Origin of the sequence: Proteus sp. G2618, from assembly GCF_009915995.1 — a bacterium.
GTDB lineage: Bacteria > Pseudomonadota > Gammaproteobacteria > Enterobacterales > Enterobacteriaceae > Proteus > Proteus terrae.
In genome coordinates this window covers 55,286-74,430 of record NZ_JAABNI010000012.1, presented here as the reverse complement: position 1 = coordinate 74,430, position 19,145 = coordinate 55,286, and the positions used below count along the sequence as shown (strand labels likewise).

Annotated in this window: 20 protein-coding genes; 1 reads left to right on the top strand and 19 read right to left on the bottom strand. The window is 37.9% G+C overall.

Translation table 11 applies throughout. From position 1 onward, the window contains the following. Window positions 1–113: 113 nt before the first annotated feature. The 19 genes from GWJ01_RS04975 to yddG all read right to left on the bottom strand — a co-directional run bounded on the left by GWJ01_RS04975 (window position 114) and on the right by yddG (window position 17,695). A complete protein-coding gene (locus GWJ01_RS04975; RefSeq protein ID WP_004245856.1) occupies window positions 114–440 on the bottom strand; it encodes a DMT family transporter in 327 nt (108 codons plus the stop codon). A gap of 80 nt (window positions 441–520) precedes the next feature. Next, entirely contained in the window at window positions 521–937 is a 417-nt protein-coding gene (locus tag GWJ01_RS04970; RefSeq protein WP_109402438.1) for a DMT family transporter, read from the bottom strand. A 35-nt stretch (window positions 938–972) separates the two neighbouring features. After that, on the bottom strand, window positions 973–1,677 hold the full coding sequence (locus tag GWJ01_RS04965) for a hypothetical protein (protein ID WP_109402439.1): 705 nt from the start codon (window positions 1,675–1,677) through the stop codon (window positions 973–975). 17 nt (window positions 1,678–1,694) lie between these two features. Then, a complete protein-coding gene (locus GWJ01_RS04960; protein ID WP_375804073.1) occupies window positions 1,695–2,282 on the bottom strand; it encodes a phosphate propanoyltransferase in 588 nt (195 codons plus the stop codon). Between the two features lie 56 nt (window positions 2,283–2,338). Continuing rightward, entirely contained in the window at window positions 2,339–2,866 is a 528-nt protein-coding gene (locus GWJ01_RS04955; protein WP_109394842.1) for a BMC domain-containing protein, read from the bottom strand. A 13-nt stretch (window positions 2,867–2,879) separates the two neighbouring features. Continuing rightward, window positions 2,880–3,830: a choline TMA-lyase-activating enzyme gene (gene cutD, locus GWJ01_RS04950; protein ID WP_109394840.1), complete on the bottom strand. Its 951-nt coding sequence runs from the start codon at window positions 3,828–3,830 to the stop codon at window positions 2,880–2,882. Window positions 3,831–3,930: 100 nt separating this feature from the next. Continuing rightward, on the bottom strand, window positions 3,931–7,359 hold the full coding sequence (gene cutC, locus GWJ01_RS04945; RefSeq protein WP_161710766.1) for a choline trimethylamine-lyase: 3,429 nt from the start codon (window positions 7,357–7,359) through the stop codon (window positions 3,931–3,933). A gap of 56 nt (window positions 7,360–7,415) precedes the next feature. Further along, entirely contained in the window at window positions 7,416–8,564 is a 1,149-nt protein-coding gene (locus tag GWJ01_RS04940) for a 1-propanol dehydrogenase PduQ (RefSeq protein WP_161710765.1), read from the bottom strand. 7 nt (window positions 8,565–8,571) lie between these two features. Further along, the gene (locus tag GWJ01_RS04935; RefSeq protein WP_099660496.1) at window positions 8,572–8,835 is read right to left on the bottom strand and encodes a EutN/CcmL family microcompartment protein; all 264 of its coding nucleotides are present in this window, start codon (window positions 8,833–8,835) and stop codon (window positions 8,572–8,574) included. A gap of 26 nt (window positions 8,836–8,861) precedes the next feature. Further along, the gene (locus tag GWJ01_RS04930) at window positions 8,862–10,529 is read right to left on the bottom strand and encodes an acetaldehyde dehydrogenase (acetylating) (RefSeq protein WP_109402443.1); all 1,668 of its coding nucleotides are present in this window, start codon (window positions 10,527–10,529) and stop codon (window positions 8,862–8,864) included. A 73-nt stretch (window positions 10,530–10,602) separates the two neighbouring features. Next, a complete protein-coding gene (locus GWJ01_RS04925) occupies window positions 10,603–10,881 on the bottom strand; it encodes a BMC domain-containing protein (protein ID WP_006536328.1) in 279 nt (92 codons plus the stop codon). 14 nt (window positions 10,882–10,895) lie between these two features. Then, the gene (locus GWJ01_RS04920) at window positions 10,896–11,180 is read right to left on the bottom strand and encodes a BMC domain-containing protein (RefSeq protein ID WP_006536329.1); all 285 of its coding nucleotides are present in this window, start codon (window positions 11,178–11,180) and stop codon (window positions 10,896–10,898) included. 20 nt (window positions 11,181–11,200) lie between these two features. Further along, the gene (locus tag GWJ01_RS04915) at window positions 11,201–11,479 is read right to left on the bottom strand and encodes a BMC domain-containing protein (RefSeq protein ID WP_004249182.1); all 279 of its coding nucleotides are present in this window, start codon (window positions 11,477–11,479) and stop codon (window positions 11,201–11,203) included. Window positions 11,480–12,155: 676 nt separating this feature from the next. Beyond that, window positions 12,156–12,674, bottom strand: a complete 519-nt coding sequence (locus GWJ01_RS04910) for a FidL-like protein (protein WP_006536331.1) — start codon at window positions 12,672–12,674, stop codon at window positions 12,156–12,158. Continuing rightward, window positions 12,674–13,528 (bottom strand): transcriptional regulator, encoded by an 855-nt coding sequence (locus GWJ01_RS04905; RefSeq protein ID WP_161710764.1) that lies wholly within the window; start codon window positions 13,526–13,528, stop codon window positions 12,674–12,676. The genes GWJ01_RS04910 and GWJ01_RS04905 overlap by 1 nt, the downstream gene beginning before the upstream one ends. A 26-nt stretch (window positions 13,529–13,554) precedes the next feature. Continuing rightward, a complete protein-coding gene (locus tag GWJ01_RS04900) occupies window positions 13,555–14,142 on the bottom strand; it encodes a TetR/AcrR family transcriptional regulator (protein ID WP_036934524.1) in 588 nt (195 codons plus the stop codon). Window positions 14,143–14,513: 371 nt separating this feature from the next. Continuing rightward, window positions 14,514–15,116, bottom strand: a complete 603-nt coding sequence (locus GWJ01_RS04895; RefSeq protein ID WP_161710763.1) for a hypothetical protein — start codon at window positions 15,114–15,116, stop codon at window positions 14,514–14,516. Window positions 15,117–15,242: 126 nt separating this feature from the next. Continuing rightward, window positions 15,243–16,517 carry a bifunctional O-acetylhomoserine aminocarboxypropyltransferase/cysteine synthase gene (locus GWJ01_RS04890; protein WP_161710762.1) on the bottom strand — a complete coding sequence of 425 codons (1,275 nt, stop codon included), beginning with the start codon at window positions 16,515–16,517 and terminating at the stop codon, window positions 15,243–15,245. A gap of 263 nt (window positions 16,518–16,780) precedes the next feature. Then, window positions 16,781–17,695, bottom strand: a complete 915-nt coding sequence (gene yddG / locus GWJ01_RS04885) for an aromatic amino acid DMT transporter YddG (protein WP_109402445.1) — start codon at window positions 17,693–17,695, stop codon at window positions 16,781–16,783. Window positions 17,696–18,572: 877 nt separating this feature from the next. Here yddG and GWJ01_RS04880 point away from each other — a divergent pair. Next, the gene (locus GWJ01_RS04880) at window positions 18,573–19,133 is read left to right on the top strand and encodes a fimbrial protein (protein WP_075673048.1); all 561 of its coding nucleotides are present in this window, start codon (window positions 18,573–18,575) and stop codon (window positions 19,131–19,133) included. Window positions 19,134–19,145: the final 12 nt, after the last annotated feature.

Genomic DNA, 19,145 nt, shown 5'->3' with positions numbered 1-19,145 from the left:
TGAAATCATTGTATAAAAATATCATATCGTGATTTTTATATTTCAAAAAATAAAAACACTGAGTCTATTTCACCTAACACTCAGTGTTTCTATTAAAAATAATTAATATGCGACTACATAGTAGAGAATGTATTCATAATTATCCCACCAGAGATAATCAATGCCATAGAGAATATGGCTGGTAAATCTGGTTTTTGCTTATATAAAATCATTGCAACCAAGGTCACACCGACAATACCAAATCCACACCAGAGTGAATAAGCAACACCAACAGGAATATATCCCATTGCGCGTGTTAAAGCGAAATAACAAATACAGTAAGCAGCAATAACTAAAACAGAAGGGGCTAATTTACTAAAGCCGTTGGTCTTTTTAATCATTGATGTACCAGTGATTTCAGAACCAATAGACAGCGCCAGCCATAAGAATCCGGTAAACATAATTGTTATCCTTATTTGTTTTAATAAAATAACTATTATTAAAAATAGATTTATTAAAAAATATTTATCAAGAAATAGACTTATTTATTAACTGGCGATGCAGTTTGTTTAATATTAGAGGTTTCTGTTATTTCTTCTTCCTCTTCTTCAGAACCCATTTTAGAGAAGAGATTCATAATCACAATACCACTGGCAATAACAGCCATACCAATCATTGCAGCGGTATCAGGGTGTTGGCCATAAAACAGCATACCTAAAGAAGAAACCACTAAAATACCTGTACCTGACCACGTTGCATAAGCCAGACCAACAGGAATATTTTTAACTGCTCGTGATAATGAGTAATAACAAATAACGTATAAAACAACAATTAAGCCTAACAATAATGTTTTGGTTGTTCCTTCGCTATTATCAAACATTTTTAAAGTAGAGGTTGCTGAGGTTTCTGAAATAATAACCGCCAGCATCCAAAGCCATGATTTAGCTTTTGGTGACATAATAAGACTCCTGAGTTATCAGATATAATTTAAGATTAATTTTTCAAACTTTTTAAATATTCAATAGCAGAATCCGTCAATTTATCTTGCGATAAATGATATTCTCCAGGCTTATTCATTACTTCTTTCAAAGTAATATAGCGATTATTATTCTCTTGTTTAATTTCAGGTTTATATTCAGATTTAGTTTGATGCTTAACATCATGGTTTATTAAATTATCTTCAACATCATTTATAGAGTGAAACATAATACCCATTGATTTTAATCGACTAATATTTTCCTGAATAAGCAGGTTGTACTCTTTATTTTTATTTAAACCTAAAATCTCATTTAACTCACTTTCTGGTTGGCAAAAATAAGGTAATGCAATAACAGGAATATTTTGAGCAAGTGCAGAATGAATTAGCTTTCCTTCTTCACTTATAAATAATCCGTTAATAATTTCACCCACCAGCTTTTTATCAAAATAAGGAACAAACAGTGCGTGGTAAGTCGATAACTGCTGGCAATCGAACTCGCTCGCATTATATATTTCCCCTAGATGACGCCATTTCGACAAATCATGACTGATTTGTGCCGATGTTGTAACAAAAAGAGAAAATCGAATATGAGAAAAAGTGTTGATACGCTGACAGATTTCATCTTGGTATCCCGGTGCAGGTGTAAGTGCCAACAACACTGACTTTTTCATTCTTTTTTCTATTTCAGCCACTATCCTTTCAATTAACTGATTGTCCATTACGCCACCTCATTGTCTTAGCTGACAATAAATACGCTATCGTTGTTACGAAGCCCTGCAGCATTAGCTTCATCAGTATCTATATGAAATTCCAAAGCAAATTTTTCACTAACACGAACAACAACTTCATCAAAAATCAGGCTACGCTCACCTTCTGTTTTAACGTGTACTTTTTGCCCATTGGTGACATTTAACATTCTGGCGTCAATTTCACTCATATGAATATGGCGTTGAGCACAGATCACTTGCTCTTGTAATTCAACATGACCCGCAGGCCCCATTAATACAGCTTGACCTGAACCGACTAAATCACCTGATTCACGTACTGGTGCTTTTACACCTAATACAAAACAGTCTGCTTTTGAGATTTCTAACTGACTTTGTGGACGAACCGGCCCTAAAACTCGAACTTTACTGATCGAGCCTTTTGGTCCCACAACCATCACACACTCTTTTGCTGCAAACTGACCCGGTTGTTTAAGATCTTTAAATGGGGTGAGTTGATAACCTTTACCAAATAACGCTTCAACATCTTGTTGTGAAAGATGCACATGACGATTAGAAATACCAACAGGGATAGCCATTCCTTGCGTTTCTCCCAACATCACTCCATGAACGGGCAAACGAGAGAGAATTTTTCCCATGAGTTGTTGATTAATCATTATTTTTTACCTTTACGGCTTTCTGGTTTGATCTCTTTTTTACTGCTTTGTGCTTTATCTGTTACAGCTTTAGTTTCAGAAGCAATATTTTGAGCCTTCAAATCTGCAACTTCTTTTGTGACTTCAATGTGCTCAATTTTGTTTTTAACAGGAGCTTCAGCTCTTGTCTCAACGACTGTTTCAACGGTGGTTTCAACAACTTTTTCAATAGCCGCCTCTTGCACTTTTTCAGCAACAATAGGGGCTTTTTTCTTACCTTTAACTGTAAGCAGCTTAGTAATAACGCTTGGCTCTGGTCTTGCGATAACCAATGAACCAATCACCAGCTCTTTTTGACTCACCACATCAACGCCATGATCAATTGCTGTTCTTACTGCACTGATCTCGCCTTGAAAACAGATTGATACCAACCCAGATCCTACTTTTCGGTATCCTATAATTTCCACGTTTGCTGCTTTACAAGCCGCATCAGCGGCTTGAATGGCTGCGGTTAATCCTCGTGTTTCTATCACACCTAAACTGTTCATCTTTCTCTCCTACTTAGTGACGGACAAGACGGATATCGAAATCAAATTTCTTAAAGAAGGCTTCTAAACTGTCTAACTCTTCTGGCGTATAACTTGGATCGGTTTTTATCGGGTAGATCATTTCCAATTTTTCGTATTTGTTACGCCCAAATTGGTGATAAGGAAGAATATCGATACGCTGAATATTTCCGCGTTTTGAGAGTTCCATTGCGTAGTTAATCGCCCCAGTGATCGCGTCATAAGAGTCGTTATAGCCTCGTACTAAAGGCATACGGATCACCACATTTGCACCGAGATCCATCAAACGTTCTAGGTTACGACGAACATTCTCATTACCAATACCAAACAGTGCTTTATGCTGAGTGGTATCAATGTGTTTGATATCAATCAGAAATTGATCAACCACTTCCGCTAATTTTTCATAATTCGCCACATTAGTGGTCGCTTGTGTTTCCACAGCAGTATTGATCATCATTTTTTTACATTCTCGTAAAAGCGCGACCGCAAAATCAGTTTGTAGACTCATTTCACCGCCACCGATTGTGACACCACCTCCTGAAGAGATGTAAAAGTCATAATCTTGCATGATGATTTTCATTAGCTCTGAGACTGAAACATCTTTTCCGATAATATCAAGGGCATCAGAGATACAGACTTCTTCACATTTACGACAACCAATACAATCAACAGCGCGATCAACACGATGAACTTGTTTGCCACTTTCATTGGTTGTCATGTAATGCACACCAGCAGGACAAACATCAACACATTTACCACAATCCACACATTTGTCGTGAGAGTACATCACCTGAAATTCACTGCTGAGACCTTCTGGATTTGAACACCAAGGGCAGCGGATATTACAGCCTTTTAAAAAAACGAGAGTACGAATACCATCACCGTCATAAATAGAGTATTTCTGGATATTAAATATCCGCCCTCTTATTTCTGCCGCCGTCTCCATCTTTACGCCTCCAAATCTGCATCAAACATCCCTGTTCGATAAATTTAAATCTTGTCTTGTCGATTAAAAGGGATAGCCTACGCCATCCCTATGGCTGTAATTAGAACTTCTCAATCACAGTACGACTGATAATTTCATCCTGAACTTCTTTACATAATTCAACGAAGTAAGCACTGTAGCCAGCAACACGGACAATTAAGTCACGGTATTTTTCAGGCTCTAATTGCGCTTTTTTCAGTACTTCATTATCGACATAGCTAAATTGCATCTGGCCGTTACCCAGAATTGAAGCCGTTCTTAATAAAGTAATTAAACCTTGGCGTCCTTCATTGGTATCTAACAACCCTTTCAGGAATTTGAAGTTATGAACCATACCGATGTTCATAGTTTCAACATTCATCTTACTAATTGATTTGATAATCGCAGTTGGACCATGTTTATCAGCACCTTGTGTTGGGCTGATACCATCTGATAATGGTTTCCATGCTAAGCGGCCATTTGGTGTGGCTGCTGTTAACTCACCAATTGGCGTATTGTTAGAGATAGACAGCGTACCGTGACTGAATGTGGAATAGAGCATTTTGTATTTACGACATTCACGCTCAGTCCATTCCGTAATATCTAGCGCATATTGGTCAACAACATCATCATCGTTACCAAATTTCGGTGCGTTCAAGCAGTCACGTAATAACTCTTCTTGGCCTTCAAAATTCGCCAATAGACCGTCGCGAATTTGTTCTAAGGTGTATTTTTTATCTTCATAAACAAGCTTGCGAATAGCGGCCATTGAGTCCACATAAGTCGCTAAACCGGAGAAGATCAGACCTGGACCATGGTTCACCATTGCACCACCCGCGGTCACGTCTTTACCTTGTTCCATACAGCCTTCAACCAGCAGAGACATTAATGGTTTTGGTGCTACATCACGGTGAACACGTTGACTTATCACAGTACCAATTGCGGATAAACGAACGATATGTGCCACTTGTTCTTTTACGGCGCGATCGAAATCTTCATAAGTACGTAGATCTCTTAAATCACCAGTGTCTAAACCTTGATAGCTATCGAACAACACCATACGACCACGATTTAATACAAACTCAATCGCGATAGGCCATTGGGTATAGCCTGTTGATGTCCATTGATAAATACGACCTGATTTTTGTGGTTCAACACAACCCATCAAGCAATAATCACGAGCATCTTCAAAATCGAAGCCTTTACGTAGCATCATCTTGATATGGGAGTCATCGAAGTGACATGCAGGGAAGCCCATACCGGCTTTAACTACATCAACAATTTTTTCCATATATTGCTGTGGTGATTGGTTATGAATACGACATGCTAGTGATGGTTGATACACTTTCACAAAGCGCACTGCATCCATAATCAAGTAAGTTAAGTCGTTACACGCGTCGCCACCAGAGCGTTTTTGTCCACCAATGGTTAAGTTAATAAATGGCTGATAACCTGCGAAATATTTCGCTCCTAGCTCACTCGACATCCACATTAACTCAGCACATTTGATGATAAAGGCTTGCATCATTTCCAGTGCTTGTTCACGCGTTAAACGACCTGATTTGATATCGTTTTCATACATTGGGAAGCAGTATTGGTCTAAACGACCTAAAGAAAGACCCGTTTGGTTCTCTTCAACTTCAAACAGTGACTCAACCGTCCAGATACTTTGCAGTGCTTCTTGCAGTGTTTTTGGTGGATTAGCAGGTACGTTTTCGTTAACTTGAGCAATCGTCATTAACTCTTCACGACGTTGTGGATTGCTCTCTTTTGATGCTAATTCACGTGCATGTTCTGCAATGCGATGGGCGTAAGCAATCACACCTTCACAGCTTTCAATAGACGCTTTGTAGAAGTAGATACGGTCGATATCAGCAGGATTTTCCATGCTTAATTCAGCCAGTTTTGCTTGCGCATCGGCTTTAATACCGTTCATACCTTTGGTGAAAAGTAGTACGTCATAACCTGGGCAAGTATCACCACCACCGTTTATTTGGTGATAAGAAAGGTCACTGACAAAGGTTTCACCACTAAACTCCCACACACCTGCTTCGCGATATTGTGCTTCACAGATCTCATCCAGAGAACGCCCTTCCCAGAATGGAACAATCTCTTCACGAATAACTTTTTTGTCTTCTTCTGAAATTTGGAATGGATCTTGTGGACGTGTGCTCATGGTATCAAGTTCATCACGAACCCAACGCCATGCGATATCAGGAGAGAAAGCACCCGCACGCGGTTTTCCACAAGGATGTCCAACAATTAGTTCTTCATCTTGAATTAAGATAGGTGCAGTTTCACATGCACGACGGAATGCTTTAGCGCGCAGTAAGATTGGTGGTAAACCTGGATTCTCGCGTGTAATTTCAGTAAATGCTAATGCTCTATAGATAGAAACACTTGGGCGTGCTTCTAAATAGCGATTACGTAAACGCTGTAAGCGAGGTGTTAAACCTTCCATCACCTTGAATTCGCTCACGTCTGCCGTTGGTGCAACAACGTTTGCAGAAGGTGCAGCATATTGAGGCTGTGAATTCATACGACCATTGTATAAACGCACTTGCAGTGAACTGTGTAAAGTTGACAAGCTAGCGCGAGCTGATAGCAACATTTCTGATAATTCGTTAATGCTGACACGTGGATCGTTGATATCAACACCTTGCGTCATGGCATCAAACATTGGATAACCATCAACTTCTTTGGTCGCACGCACTTCTGAAAGCTCAGCTAATTTCAGCCATACACTTTCAACAATTTCATACGCTTGTGCTTGTGTTAAACGACCTTGGTCGATATCACGTTGATAGAATGGATAAAGTGCTTTATCAAATCCCATTGGATTAATGGCATAGCTACCATTTTCCAGATGTAAGACTAATTGCAATAAATAGAATACTTGAACCGCTTCTTTAAAGGTTTCTGCTGGTTTTGCAGGTACTTTACGTAATACCGCTGCGCTATCTAATAATTCCGCTTTACGATATGGGTTACCTTCCATTGCAGCTAAATTCTCTGCTTTTGCAGACAGAATTTGTGCAAAATACAGTGCTGCATCACATGCATAAATAGCTGATTTACAGTAATTAGCTTCATCCATACTGCTACGATTCACGGCACTACCAATGCTTCTAATTCTGTCTTCAAGCTGTGCTTTGATTGCTAAGAAACCTTGGTTTACCACCAGCATGTAATCAGGTGATGCAACGCTATTATTAATACTTAAGAAACGGTAGATAGAGTCACTACGTACTTCTTCTTCGGTATGGAAAATCGCACCGCGTGGTGTTGATGACTGGCTGCCGATAATCAGTTCATCTTGTGCAATATAGCTTGGAAAATGGCGGATAAACTCATAAAAACGTTGTGCAGGCTTAATCGCTTGTGGAACACCTGCAATGCTGTTGTCTAATGAATCAAAAATTGTCGCACGCTCTGTACTGATTGAGCTATTACGTGAAACTAAACGTTCTGCCAGCATTTTTACGCGTGGCGTCAAAGAATATTTGGCCATGTGAGGCTCTCCTGATGTTCTTTACTTGACCTAATCGGTATTAATTCGGTTGAGCATTAACTGTGTGATACACCGGCAAATGCCTGACGATACAATGTTTCTAATTGGTGTGTGTTCACGTCACGTGGATTTGTCGGCGTACAACTATCTCGTAAAGCCTGTCCGACCATTTCCGTTAAACGGGCATAAAAATCCGCTTCACTGACACCGGTATCGCGAATACTCTTCGGCATACCCATTTCATCTTTCAATACATTAATGGCGACGATTAAACTGGTTACCCCTTCTCTTACTGTGTTAGCTGGAAGTCCTAAGCTTTGAGCAAGATAGGCGTAACGTTTTGCTGCTTCACTATTACAATCACCATGAAGATTGGCGTTAAAGGCGACGACATGTGTCATCAATAACGCATTTGCACGACCGTGAGGTACGTGGAATACACCACCTAATGCATGGGCAAGACTGTGAGTAATACCCAACGAGGCGTTAGTAAATGCCATGCCTGCAATACAAGATGCGTTATGCATTTTTTCGCGAGCAGATAAGTTGTCACCTTGATGGTGGCAATCAATAAGATGACCAAATACTAACTTGACGGCTTTTTCTGCCATCGCATCAGAAAAATCAGATGCAGCTTTAGAAACATAAGCTTCTAGTGCATGACAAAGGACATCCATACCTGTATCTGCCGTAATTGCAGGAGGTACAGATTTCACCAACTCAGGATCGAGAATGGCGACATCAGGCAACATAAACTCATCAACCAAGACCAATTTTTCACTGCGTGATTTGATCACTGAAAAAGAGGTCACTTCAGAGCCCGTACCACTCGTGGTTGGGATAGCAATAAATTGTGGTTTTGTTCTGTTGCTCTCTTTACGGGTATGCCAGAGGGAGTACATAACGGCTTTCGCGGCATCAATCACTGATCCACCACCGAGTGCGATAACCAAATCTGGATAATGCGCATCCATCATCTTCATACCACTTACGATGGCTGAAATATCCGGATCTGAAGCTACATCATCGTAAACTTGGAACTCGATACCCCGTTGCATTAACTTGTCAGTGACTTTATTTGCAAAGCCAAACTTCACCATTGCTTTATCTGTCACCACAAATGCGCGGCGGGCAGTTAACCCAGAAAGAAAATCCAGCGCATTGGTGCCAAACTGAATTTTGGGTTTTATCAGAAACTCACTCATGTCGTTATTACTCCTTACTGTCCCGATAAACCTTCTCAACAATGGCAACCACTGACATCGCTTTGTAACGTTCTTTGTTCAGTGCGAAGTATTCTTCAGCCAACACAACATCGTTGATACCTGCACCTACACTATCCACTGCAACATACGTTTTGTTCTTCAGTGGCTTAAGCTCATCATCTAAGGTCGCTATCATTAATAAATTGCTCCCTTTAAGTTCTGGGCTTTTTTGTGTCGCTACTATGTGTCCGATTACCTTTGCGAGGATCATGGTTTATATCGCCTTATATCAATGAGTTATTTACTCAGACGTCCGAGAACTTCCTTGATAATGCGTTCCACGTTTTCTTCGGTAATATCACCTTGTTCAATCACTTGTTGCGCACAAGCACTGACCGTCGTTGCATAAGGAGATGTACCAAAACGATCATCACCTTGAGTTTGACGTTGTGCAGTTGCGCATTCAGCATGAACTGGAGTTAAAGAAGGTGAACGAAAACGATCATCATCAAGAATGCTGGTCTGGTGATTTGTGCTAGAAACAGCACAAGCAGAAACAGCAGGTTGAGCAGCTTCTTGTGCTAAAGGACAAGGTTGTTTCAACTCTTCAACGGTACGCACGCCATAACCTACTTTACGAATATTCAGTAGATTCATTGGGCCAACGTTGTCAGAGCTAGAACCGCCACCAACAGCACCGCAACCTAAAGTAAGTGCAGGAGTAATATTGGTTGTTGCACCGATACCGCCTAATGCCGCAGGGGTATTAATCAGAATACGGTTAACGGGTTTTTCTAAAGAGAATTGACGAATAACATCTTCATTTTTGGTGTGAATAACTAAGGTATGACCTAAACCTTCGTTAGTCAGTAATTGCACCACGCGATCGCACGCTGATTTCCAATCTTCTTCGATATACATCCCTAAGATTGGGCATAGTTTTTCACGTGAATACGGATTTTTTGGTGATACGGTGTCTTGTAATGCGATTAGTACACGCGTATTTGCGGGTACGCTAAAACCTGCACGCTGACTTAAATAAATCGCATCTTTACCCACAACCGCTGGGTTAATTGTGCCGTTAGCACGCAGTAACATTGAAGCCACTTTTGTTGCTTCTTCGTCATTCATAAAGTAAGCACCTTGCGCTAATAGCTCGCGGTGAACTTCGTTATAAATGCAACGTTCAACGATAATGGATTGCTCTGATGCACAGATAACCCCATTGTCGAATGTTTTACTGGTGATGATATCGCTAACTGCTTTTTTGATATCAGCGCTACGTTCGATAAAGGCAGGGCCATTACCTGGGCCACCACTGATTGTCGGTGTGCCTGATGCATAAGCTGCACGCACCATACCTTCACCGCCAGTCGCTAAAATTAATGACACATCTTTGCTGTGCATTAATTCTTTTGTCGCTTCCAGTGTTAGTAATGTCACACCATCAACGATCCCTGCTGGCGCACCGGCTTCTAGTGCAGCTTTTTTAACAATTTCTAACGCACGGAAACTACACTGTTTTGCATTTGGATGCGGAGAGAAAATAATCGCATTGCCCGCTTTCAGTGCAATTAGGGTTTTATAGATAATGGTTGATGTTGGGTTAGTTGAAGGAACTAACGCCGTGATAACACCTAAAGGTACGCCGACATCCATGACTTTTTTCACTTTATCGTCATTGATAATGCCAACGGTCTTCATGTCTTTCATATGTTCATACACACGCAATGACGCGAAGGTATTTTTCAGAACTTTGTCTTCCCACTTGCCAAAGCCTGTTTCTTCGTTCGCCATTTTTGCCAGCTCTTCTGCATGACGAGCAGCTTCAAATGCAATGTGTTTTACAATACTGTCGATTTTTTCCTGCGAAAACTTAGCATAAACAAGTTGTGCATTTTTCGCGTTACGAACTAGCTCACGAGCCAGTTGTCTGGATTGCAAATCTTTATCTAATGCAACCATGTCTTCCCCCATACAGGAGTTAAAAAATTTAGCTGAATAACTTATTTCTTTGCTTTACAGCACGCCTGAAAAATCAGGCTTTGTGCTGTTGTGCGATTTTCTCGATATCGTTATGCGGTCTTGCAATAACACGAGAAGTCACCACGGTGCCGATACGTTTTGCCGCTTCAACACCTGACTCAACCGCTGCATTGACTGCACCGACATCGCCTTTCACCATTGCTGTCACTAAACCTGAACCGACGTTTTCATAACCAATCAGTTCAACATTGGCTGCTTTGCACATTGCATCAGCAGCTTCAATGCAAGCGACAAGACCTTTGGTTTCAACTAGACCTAGTGCTTCTTTCATATTTATTTCCTTCGTTATTCAGTCACTTTGTACTGGGCAACGATTTTTTGAATATCGTTATGTGGACGAGCGATAACTAATGAAGTCACAACAGTACCAACACGTTGAGCAGCTTCTAAGCCAGATTCCACAGCGGCTTTAACGGCACCTACATCACCTTTCACCATTGCAGTAACTAAACCTGAACCCACATTTTCGTAGCCGATTAACTCAACATTTGCCGCTTTACACATCGCGTCAGCTGCTTCAATACAAGCAACCAGCCCTTGAGTTTCAATAAGTCCTAATGCATCACCCATACGTTCTCCTAAGGCAAAAACTATGCCTTGTGTTTGATAACAATCTTGTTGATGTCATTGTGAGGACGAGCAATCACGAGCGATGTAACAACTTCACCTACGCGCTGTGCTGACTCCACACCTGAATCTACTGCAGCTTTCACTGCGCCTACGTCGCCTTTCACCATCGCAGTCACGAGACCTGAACCTACATTTTCATAGCCAATAAGTTCAACGTTCGCGGCTTTACACATAGCGTCAGCGGCTTCAATACATGCCACCAGACCTTTGGTTTCGATCAGACCTAATGCATCACCCATTTTCATTTCCTCCGAGAAGCCGTTTAACGGTTTACGTTTGCCCATTGTGTCTGCGTGGTGATTTTTTAAACGCAGACGTTGGTTTCAAAATCACTATAACGCGTAAAAACTAAAACAAAATATAAATCCATGATATGGAAACATATAGAATTTAACTCTGTGATTTAGTGTTTTTTATGTCTATTTTTACATATCTATTCTGTTAATTTGCTTTTTTCATCGTTATAAATTTATTAATCTTCACAAAAAAAAGATGAAAAGATAGGCGAATTAACTTTGTTAGGAGGATGTTGAAAAGGTGCAAAAAGGCAGTACATATTGACGAGAAAGATGTGCGAGATATCACTGATATTTCAATGTGAGATCAATAATTGAAAAAGGCTAAATCAAGTCTATATACAAATCGTGCTATTTTTTTGTTGATAACATATTTATTAAATCTAAACCTTCACTGCGATGTATAAAAATAAAGGTGAGCACTCTTATGTGATAAAAATCATGCAGACAATCTGTTCAAATTACGCAATAAGCAAAGCACTAAATCTAAGAGCTAAACCTAAGGCTATGTGAGAATAGAAAGTTAATTAGAAGGATGGGATGTATTGCGTGTTAGATAAACAAAAAGGCGACTATATAGAAGCCACCTTGCAAAAATAGAATCAGATAATCAGGACGATTAATCGAATTTACTACCCGGTTTTAAGGTACAAATATAGAGTGGTGAATTGAGCGAGCTTAATAGTAATGTTTTTTCATTTAGCTTCTGTGCATTAATAAATAGCCCATCATGGCTATCTGACATTTCACGCATAAAATAGTCAAAAATAACGTCTGGAGATTCATCGATTGATGATGCACTCGCATCCCATTGGCTAACAAAATAGTGACGTTCGGTTGGTGAAACACGTTTGGTCGTATAATCAAATTTCACATAACGTTGTAAATACAACCATCCTGCTTTTGAGGTGGTATAGCCTTCAACAACAATTGATCCTTTACCATTGGCACCAAATGAAAAATGAATATTGCCATTTACATTTTCATCTTCCATATTTTCAAAACGCATAATGCCTTTAGTTGAACAAACCATGACACCTTCATTTTTAATGGTTAATAATCTTGTTGCTGCATAAGTGGCGACCAAGATAAAAATCAGGGCCGATAAAAAACATAAAAGTTTCCCTGAGATTTTCATTAGTATTTCCAAGAATAGTAAAAGTAATTGTCGCAATAACTAAATGGATTATCTTCGTTCTTTGCACAGTGCGCTAAAAATACGCGCCCTAATCCATTTGTTTGTAATTTATCACCATAGAAGAAAACAAATCGCTCACCTTTCACACACTGTAAATTAAGCTTCTTTCTTACTGCGTCAAAATTGCGAACATAATTATCACTTACCGCAGAATTAATCATCGCTTCATTAGAAAGTAATTCACAATCATTATGTGTTAATGGTGTCAGTGAAATTGGCTTTGATTGATGTTGATTAAAAAAGATGATCACCGCAAGAAATACCGCACCTAATAAAAAACCAATGCTGGCTAAATACCAACAAATTTCTGGTTTCTGTTTTTGTTGCGGTACTTCTTCTTGTGTAGGCTCTAAAGGTGTTTGCGTTAAAGATAAAGGTGTCGTTGTTTCAACGGCTATTTTGTTTTCATCCTTAACTAAAATAGGTTCTTCTTCATTTGTTTGAGTTGAAGGTAATAACGTTGAATCATCAATAAGTTCAACTGAAATATCCGGATTGAACTCTAATCGCCCTTTCGCAATAGTGACAATGATATTTTCAATACCATAATGACGAAATGTTTTTCGTAATAAACTCAAATATTGGTTTAAATTACTGTTTGATGAAACCAGCCCATTATCATCCCAAACACGTTTTAATACTTCATCACGATTAACAACACCTGGATGCTGAATAAAATAAAACAGTAACGCATTTGCGGTAATAGAAAGATGTGTATCAACACTCTCTTTTTCTAACGATATCGCGCCATCCGTTGCGTCGTAATAAATTAAGGCATTTATTTTGTATTTCATTGTGCCCTCATTCATCCTGATTAAAATTACTGATTTGCTGTGTTTGCCATATAGTCAAATGTCATCTCAGATAATCTTTCAACTAATGCGTTACGCTCTTCTTGTGAAATCGTAGGGCCTTCTGTTAATTCAGATAACCAAAGACCATCTGCAGCATAACGAATTAATGTACCTAAATAACTATTATCTAATTTATCGCCTTTGGCTAAATGATCTAACATCCAATCTCGCCAACATTTACGCATAATAGGCTCGTTTGGCATTGCTAAAGACAGTATAGCTAATTGGCGACTTTCGTCTGACTGTTTTAAATCAGAAATATAAGTTAAATATGCGCGAGAAAAACGCCCCGCTTCAATAGGATCATTTTCCATAATAACTGCAATGCGACTATCCATAATACCTAATAGCCGTTTAAATACTGCCTGCACTAATTCTAATTTTCCGGGGAAATGATGAAGTAGACCACCTTTACTTACACCCGCTTCTTTTGCTACAGCATTTAAAGAGAGAGAAGCTATTCCTTCATTAGCCACAATAATACTTGCCGCTTCCAATAATTGCTCTTGAACTCGGATAGGGTCTTTTTTTCGGTGATGCGCAGTTGTATTCATGCACAGGATGATACCGACCAGTCGGTATGTTCCTTATTGATCGAAATCAATCTGATTTCGACTGAGGCTTATTATATGTAAATAATGCAGTTGACTTCACATTCCTTTATTTCCCAATCAAATTTAATTTAAAAAATTAAACTTATTTTACAAGATTGATCTAAATAATTAATTTAAAAATTAAAGGGATCTAAAATTTGATTTTTATCAAAAAACAAATATGTTTATAATCTTAATTAAAAAACCAATTTAGCAAAAATAAAGAAATCAATATTTAATTAATTTCTTTATTTTTAATTACGCTTATTTTTTCATCTGAATCATTATATCTTTATACTGCTGTTTTTTATTAAAAATAGAATCACCACCAGTTAAATGGTATTAAATTTGGTTTTATCTTTAGGTGAAGAACTCAATAATTCCATATTTTTATTTCCTGTCGGAAGAGTATTACGAATATTTCCATCAGAAAGAGGAGCCTCGTAAGGATCAGAATAAATTTCCTCACTAGGTATATTTACGCAATCAATAACAATACTATATTCATCTTCAATTGCTGGTGATTTATTTTCATTCCTTGACTCAAGGAGTTTTCCTATTAAATCTAAAATATCTTCATTTATTTCATAATATATAGGGTCTTCTTTATTATTCATTTCTTCATATATATTTCCCCCTTCATATATGTCGTTTTCTATATTATCTATTTCTCCATTTACTTGATCTTCTGTCGTATTCATTCCACATTTTTCATTTAAAAAATCCTTTAAATTACCGAGTGAAGTTTTTTTTGGATCATTATAATTAATAAGACTCAGATCTGTTGCAGCTTGTCTAAAAGAAGTATTACTATTAAATAAACCCGTTATACCCGAACGAAGACTAGAAAAAAAATCGATAACACTGTTTATTGCTTTTCCTGCTCCTGTTGTCAGTTGATTCACTGTATCTCTAAATATAGAATTAATATTCATTTATATCCTTATATTAATTAAAATAAATTTAAATTGATTGCCGATAATATTGAAATTAAGATCTTAAAATATAAAAAAACCTCCTTTAAATAAAGAAGGTTTTAAATTGATAATTGATAACTGTAATTAAATGCTGGCTTTTAATGCTTGTTCTAAATCTGCAAGAATATCGTCGATATGTTCAATACCAATAGATAAACGGATCAAATCTCGTGAAACACCAGCGCGTTCTAATTCTTCATCATTTAATTGACGATGAGTGGTTGAAGCTGGATGACATGCTAATGATTTTGCATCACCAATATTCACAAGGCGAACAATGAGTTGCAGTGCATCAATAAATTTTGCTCCAGCTTCTGCGCCCCCTTTAATACCAAAAGAGAGAATACCGGCTGGTTTACCTGACATATAACGTACCGCTAAATCATGCTCAGGGTGATTGCTTAAACCTGCATATTTAACCCATGCAACTTGAGGATGGTTTTGCAAATATTCTGCTACTTTCTGTGCATTTTCAGTGTGGCGATCCATACGTAGTGCCAGCGTTTCTAACCCTTGTAGGATCAAAAATGCATTAAAAGGTGATAGAGCCGCACCAGTTCCACGCAAAGGCGCAACACGACATCTTGCTATATAAGCCGCCGCACCAAAGTGCTCGACATAATTTACCCCGTGATAAGAAACATCAGGTGTATTTAAAATCTCAAAACGATCTTTATGCTCAGCCCAAGGGAATTTACCGGAATCAACAACAATGCCTCCGATAGAATTACCATGACCGCCAATATATTTGGTTAAAGAGTGAATAATAATATCCGCACCATGTTCAAAAGGGCGACATAAATAAGGTGTGGCAACCGTATTATCAACAATTAAAGGTACGCCATGACGATGAGCGACATCGGCCAATGCTTGGATATCGACAATATTTCCACTTGGATTTGTGATGGTTTCACAAAATATCGCTTTTGTTTTATCGTCAATTAACGCTTCAAGAGCGGCAATATCATCATGAGGAGCAAAGCGTGCCTCAATACCAATACGAGGAAATGTGTGCGCCATTAAGTTATAAGTACCGCCATAAAGCTTAGCGACAGAAACAATATTATCCCCCACTTGTGCAATAGTTTGAATTGCATAAGTGATAGCAGCCATGCCCGATGCTACGGCAACTGCCGCAATTCCGCCCTCTAATGCTGCAACACGTTTTTCTAATACGTCATTGGTTGGATTCATTATGCGGGTATAAATATTACCGGGCACTTTTAAGTCAAAGAGATCCGCACCATGCTGCGTATCATCAAATGCATAAGATGTTGTTTGATAAATAGGTACAGCAACGGCTTTTGTAGTTGGATCAGGTGAATAACCCGCGTGAACAGAGAGTGTCTCAAGTTTCATAGCAATTCCTTTTTTGTTGCATTTGTTCTTATAGTATTACTTATACTCTAAATAATTCGAGATGTGGCTAGACAGCAAGTGAATAAGTCACTAATCAGTAAAGCTACAAATTGAAATATGATGAGTATAGATAAGCCGATATTCCTCTCACCGCATAGTGAAAAAATTTCAACTTGCACAAATGCTTCTTTTTTAAATAGAGCTTATTAAGCCAATGATCTCTATTTACATCAATATTTAACTTAATAACCCTCTATTTTGCATTATTTTGCCGTTTTAAGTGGTTTTATCGTTTTTTGACGAGTTGCTAACCAGCAAATTAAAGAGCCCCCTGTCACCATCATTACCCCTTGCCAAAATGAGAAAGAGAGTGCGGTAGACAACAATATTGATGAGAATGCAGTAGAAATAACGGGAGTGAAATAAGAAAGTGTGGCTAATAAGGTCACATTGCCCCTGATCATACCGATTGTCCAAGCAGCATTTGCAAGCCCAATAGCGGCACCAGTTATTAACAATAGCGTGATACTTTTTGTATTAACGATCCACTCTACTGGCGCGGAGAATAGGTATTGCCCCCACAAGGCAAGTGACGTTAATAAGAAGAAAGGCACAATACCGTTATTCCCGCCAGACATAAGGCGCGTTAAATTACTATAAAACGCCCATAAAATGGCACCTGAAAATGCCAATATATAGCTTAATGGATTACTTTGAATATTCTTCCATAAACCGTCAATTGTTAGCGGATTATCACCACTAACAACCCAGACTAATCCACTAAATGCACATAATAATCCGACAATCAGTAAAATAGAGAATCGTTGCTTATTAAGTATTACAGCAAGGGCTAACGTAAAACTAGGCCATAAATAGTTAACCATTCCTAGCTCTATGGCTTGTGTTCTGTCTGTTGCAAATCCTAAAGCCAGAGATAAGCACACTTCATAAGTAACAAATAATAGCCCACCCCAGAAGAGATAGCGTTTAGGAAAGCGTGATAACTTAGGTACTCCTAAGATCAAAATAAGAAAGAGTGTGCCTGTGGTATAAATCAGTGCAGCACCTCCTACAGCACCAAAATACTCACTAATATTACGAATTAAGCCAACAATGGTGCTCCAAAGAAGAATAGCAACAATGCCATATAACGTCCCTTTTGATGAGCTAGATATCATTTTGTGCCTTCAGATTTAAGATTTTATCATTAGAACCGATATTAAAATAAAACCAGCATAATTGCTTTAATCACTTTTATGCAAAAATAATAAAGAAAAAATTGAATGGTGAAACATTTTGTTACAATTAATATCAAGCAGAAAACACATTGATCTACTCCCATAGGTAGTGAAAAAAGTATCATCAATTTTATATTTTTAAAATATGTCTTTTAATTTCAACTTAAAATGAATAAATAATATTTCTACTTTTTTTATAAAATATAAATTTAAAATTTATATTTGAATAAAGAAACAGACAATATTGTCTTTTTTGAACACAAAAAGTGTTATTTTTTGTATCATTCTATAAATAGTTTCACTATGAAATATATTTTATGAAACATCATCTTATAAGTATATTTACATCATCTTTTTAAGATGCTCTCTATTAGAGTCAAATAACAGAGTAAAAACAAAAAGTAAAAAAATGATAAATATCAACACGATACAAGAAAACATAAAAATCATTAGATAAAGTAATATATTTATCCACTTTTTAACACTAACTATTACCGATAGTTATCACGACATCAATAGATACCACCTATAAAACAAGCTAAAAACGATCGTTTAAAACGATTTCTCTATTTTTTTTAGCACATCTATAATTTTTGAAAATTTGACTTAGGTGTGAATATGACTGTTTTATCGTTTTTACGATAATTGCGGTAATCAGCGCTCTGTTAAATATATATAAATAGTCTTACGTTACACGTCTAAAAATAATTTATCCCCTTTTATTCTCTATCTAAGAATAGGAAATAAATAGAGTTAACTGTTAGCTTAATTTATTAAGTTAACGGTTAGATATATATTTAAAAAATAGGAACAATTAATGAAAAAGTTATTATTATCTGCAATTATTACTTCTGCAATGGCAGTTATTGCAGCACCTGCATTTGCAGAAGATACTGGTACTCCTGCACCAACAGAAGTAACAGTCAATGGCGGTACTGTTAACTTTGAAGGTTCTGTTGTAAATGCAGCCTGTGGTGTTGATAGTAGCTCAGCAAATCAAACTGTTCGTTTAGGTCAATTCCGCGTTGCCGAATTTACCAAAAAAGGTGACGAAACAGGTCGTATTCCTTTTAGTATTAAATTAAATAACTGCGATATTACAGTTTCAACATTAGCGGCAATTACTTTTAATGGCACTGCTTCTGATGGCGATGCAAATGCATTTGCATTACAAGGTAGTGGTGCGGCTACAAATGTAGCATTAAAAATTACTGACTCAAGCAGTAAAAATGTTATTCCAGGGCAACCATCAACGACTCAAAAGTTAATTGAGGGCGAAAACCAATTAAATTATAACGCATCTCTAGTTTCAACTGATGATACTGTTAAGGCAGGTAGCGCAAACGTTACCACAAACTTTATGGTTACTTACTCTTAATTGCTAATCATT

Excerpts from the sequence above, each read along its gene's own strand:
- GWJ01_RS04880 (WP_075673048.1), top strand. The coding sequence starts at position 18,573 with ATGAAAAAGTTATTATTATCTGCAATTATTACTTCTGCAATGGCAGTT.
- GWJ01_RS04935 (WP_099660496.1), bottom strand. The coding sequence starts at position 8,835 with ATGATCCTCGCAAAGGTAATCGGACACATAGTAGCGACACAAAAAAGC.
- GWJ01_RS04895 (WP_161710763.1), bottom strand. The coding sequence starts at position 15,116 with ATGAATATTAATTCTATATTTAGAGATACAGTGAATCAACTGACAACA.
- GWJ01_RS04930 (WP_109402443.1), bottom strand. The coding sequence starts at position 10,529 with ATGGTTGCATTAGATAAAGATTTGCAATCCAGACAACTGGCTCGTGAG.
- GWJ01_RS04975 (WP_004245856.1), bottom strand. The coding sequence starts at position 440 with ATGTTTACCGGATTCTTATGGCTGGCGCTGTCTATTGGTTCTGAAATC.
- cutD (WP_109394840.1), bottom strand. The coding sequence starts at position 3,830 with ATGGAGACGGCGGCAGAAATAAGAGGGCGGATATTTAATATCCAGAAA.
- GWJ01_RS04905 (WP_161710764.1), bottom strand. The coding sequence starts at position 13,528 with ATGAAATACAAAATAAATGCCTTAATTTATTACGACGCAACGGATGGC.
- cutC (WP_161710766.1), bottom strand. The coding sequence starts at position 7,359 with ATGGCCAAATATTCTTTGACGCCACGCGTAAAAATGCTGGCAGAACGT.
- GWJ01_RS04965 (WP_109402439.1), bottom strand. The coding sequence starts at position 1,677 with ATGGACAATCAGTTAATTGAAAGGATAGTGGCTGAAATAGAAAAAAGA.
- GWJ01_RS04915 (WP_004249182.1), bottom strand. The coding sequence starts at position 11,479 with ATGGGTGATGCATTAGGTCTGATCGAAACCAAAGGTCTGGTGGCATGT.
- GWJ01_RS04920 (WP_006536329.1), bottom strand. The coding sequence starts at position 11,180 with ATGGGTGATGCATTAGGACTTATTGAAACTCAAGGGCTGGTTGCTTGT.
- GWJ01_RS04900 (WP_036934524.1), bottom strand. The coding sequence starts at position 14,142 with ATGAATACAACTGCGCATCACCGAAAAAAAGACCCTATCCGAGTTCAA.
- GWJ01_RS04910 (WP_006536331.1), bottom strand. The coding sequence starts at position 12,674 with ATGAAAATCTCAGGGAAACTTTTATGTTTTTTATCGGCCCTGATTTTT.
- GWJ01_RS04925 (WP_006536328.1), bottom strand. The coding sequence starts at position 10,881 with ATGAAAGAAGCACTAGGTCTAGTTGAAACCAAAGGTCTTGTCGCTTGC.
- GWJ01_RS04940 (WP_161710765.1), bottom strand. The coding sequence starts at position 8,564 with ATGAGTGAGTTTCTGATAAAACCCAAAATTCAGTTTGGCACCAATGCG.
- GWJ01_RS04955 (WP_109394842.1), bottom strand. The coding sequence starts at position 2,866 with ATGAACAGTTTAGGTGTGATAGAAACACGAGGATTAACCGCAGCCATT.
- GWJ01_RS04890 (WP_161710762.1), bottom strand. The coding sequence starts at position 16,517 with ATGAAACTTGAGACACTCTCTGTTCACGCGGGTTATTCACCTGATCCA.
- GWJ01_RS04960 (WP_375804073.1), bottom strand. The coding sequence starts at position 2,282 with ATGTTGGGAGAAACGCAAGGAATGGCTATCCCTGTTGGTATTTCTAAT.
- yddG (WP_109402445.1), bottom strand. The coding sequence starts at position 17,695 with ATGATATCTAGCTCATCAAAAGGGACGTTATATGGCATTGTTGCTATT.
- GWJ01_RS04970 (WP_109402438.1), bottom strand. The coding sequence starts at position 937 with ATGTCACCAAAAGCTAAATCATGGCTTTGGATGCTGGCGGTTATTATT.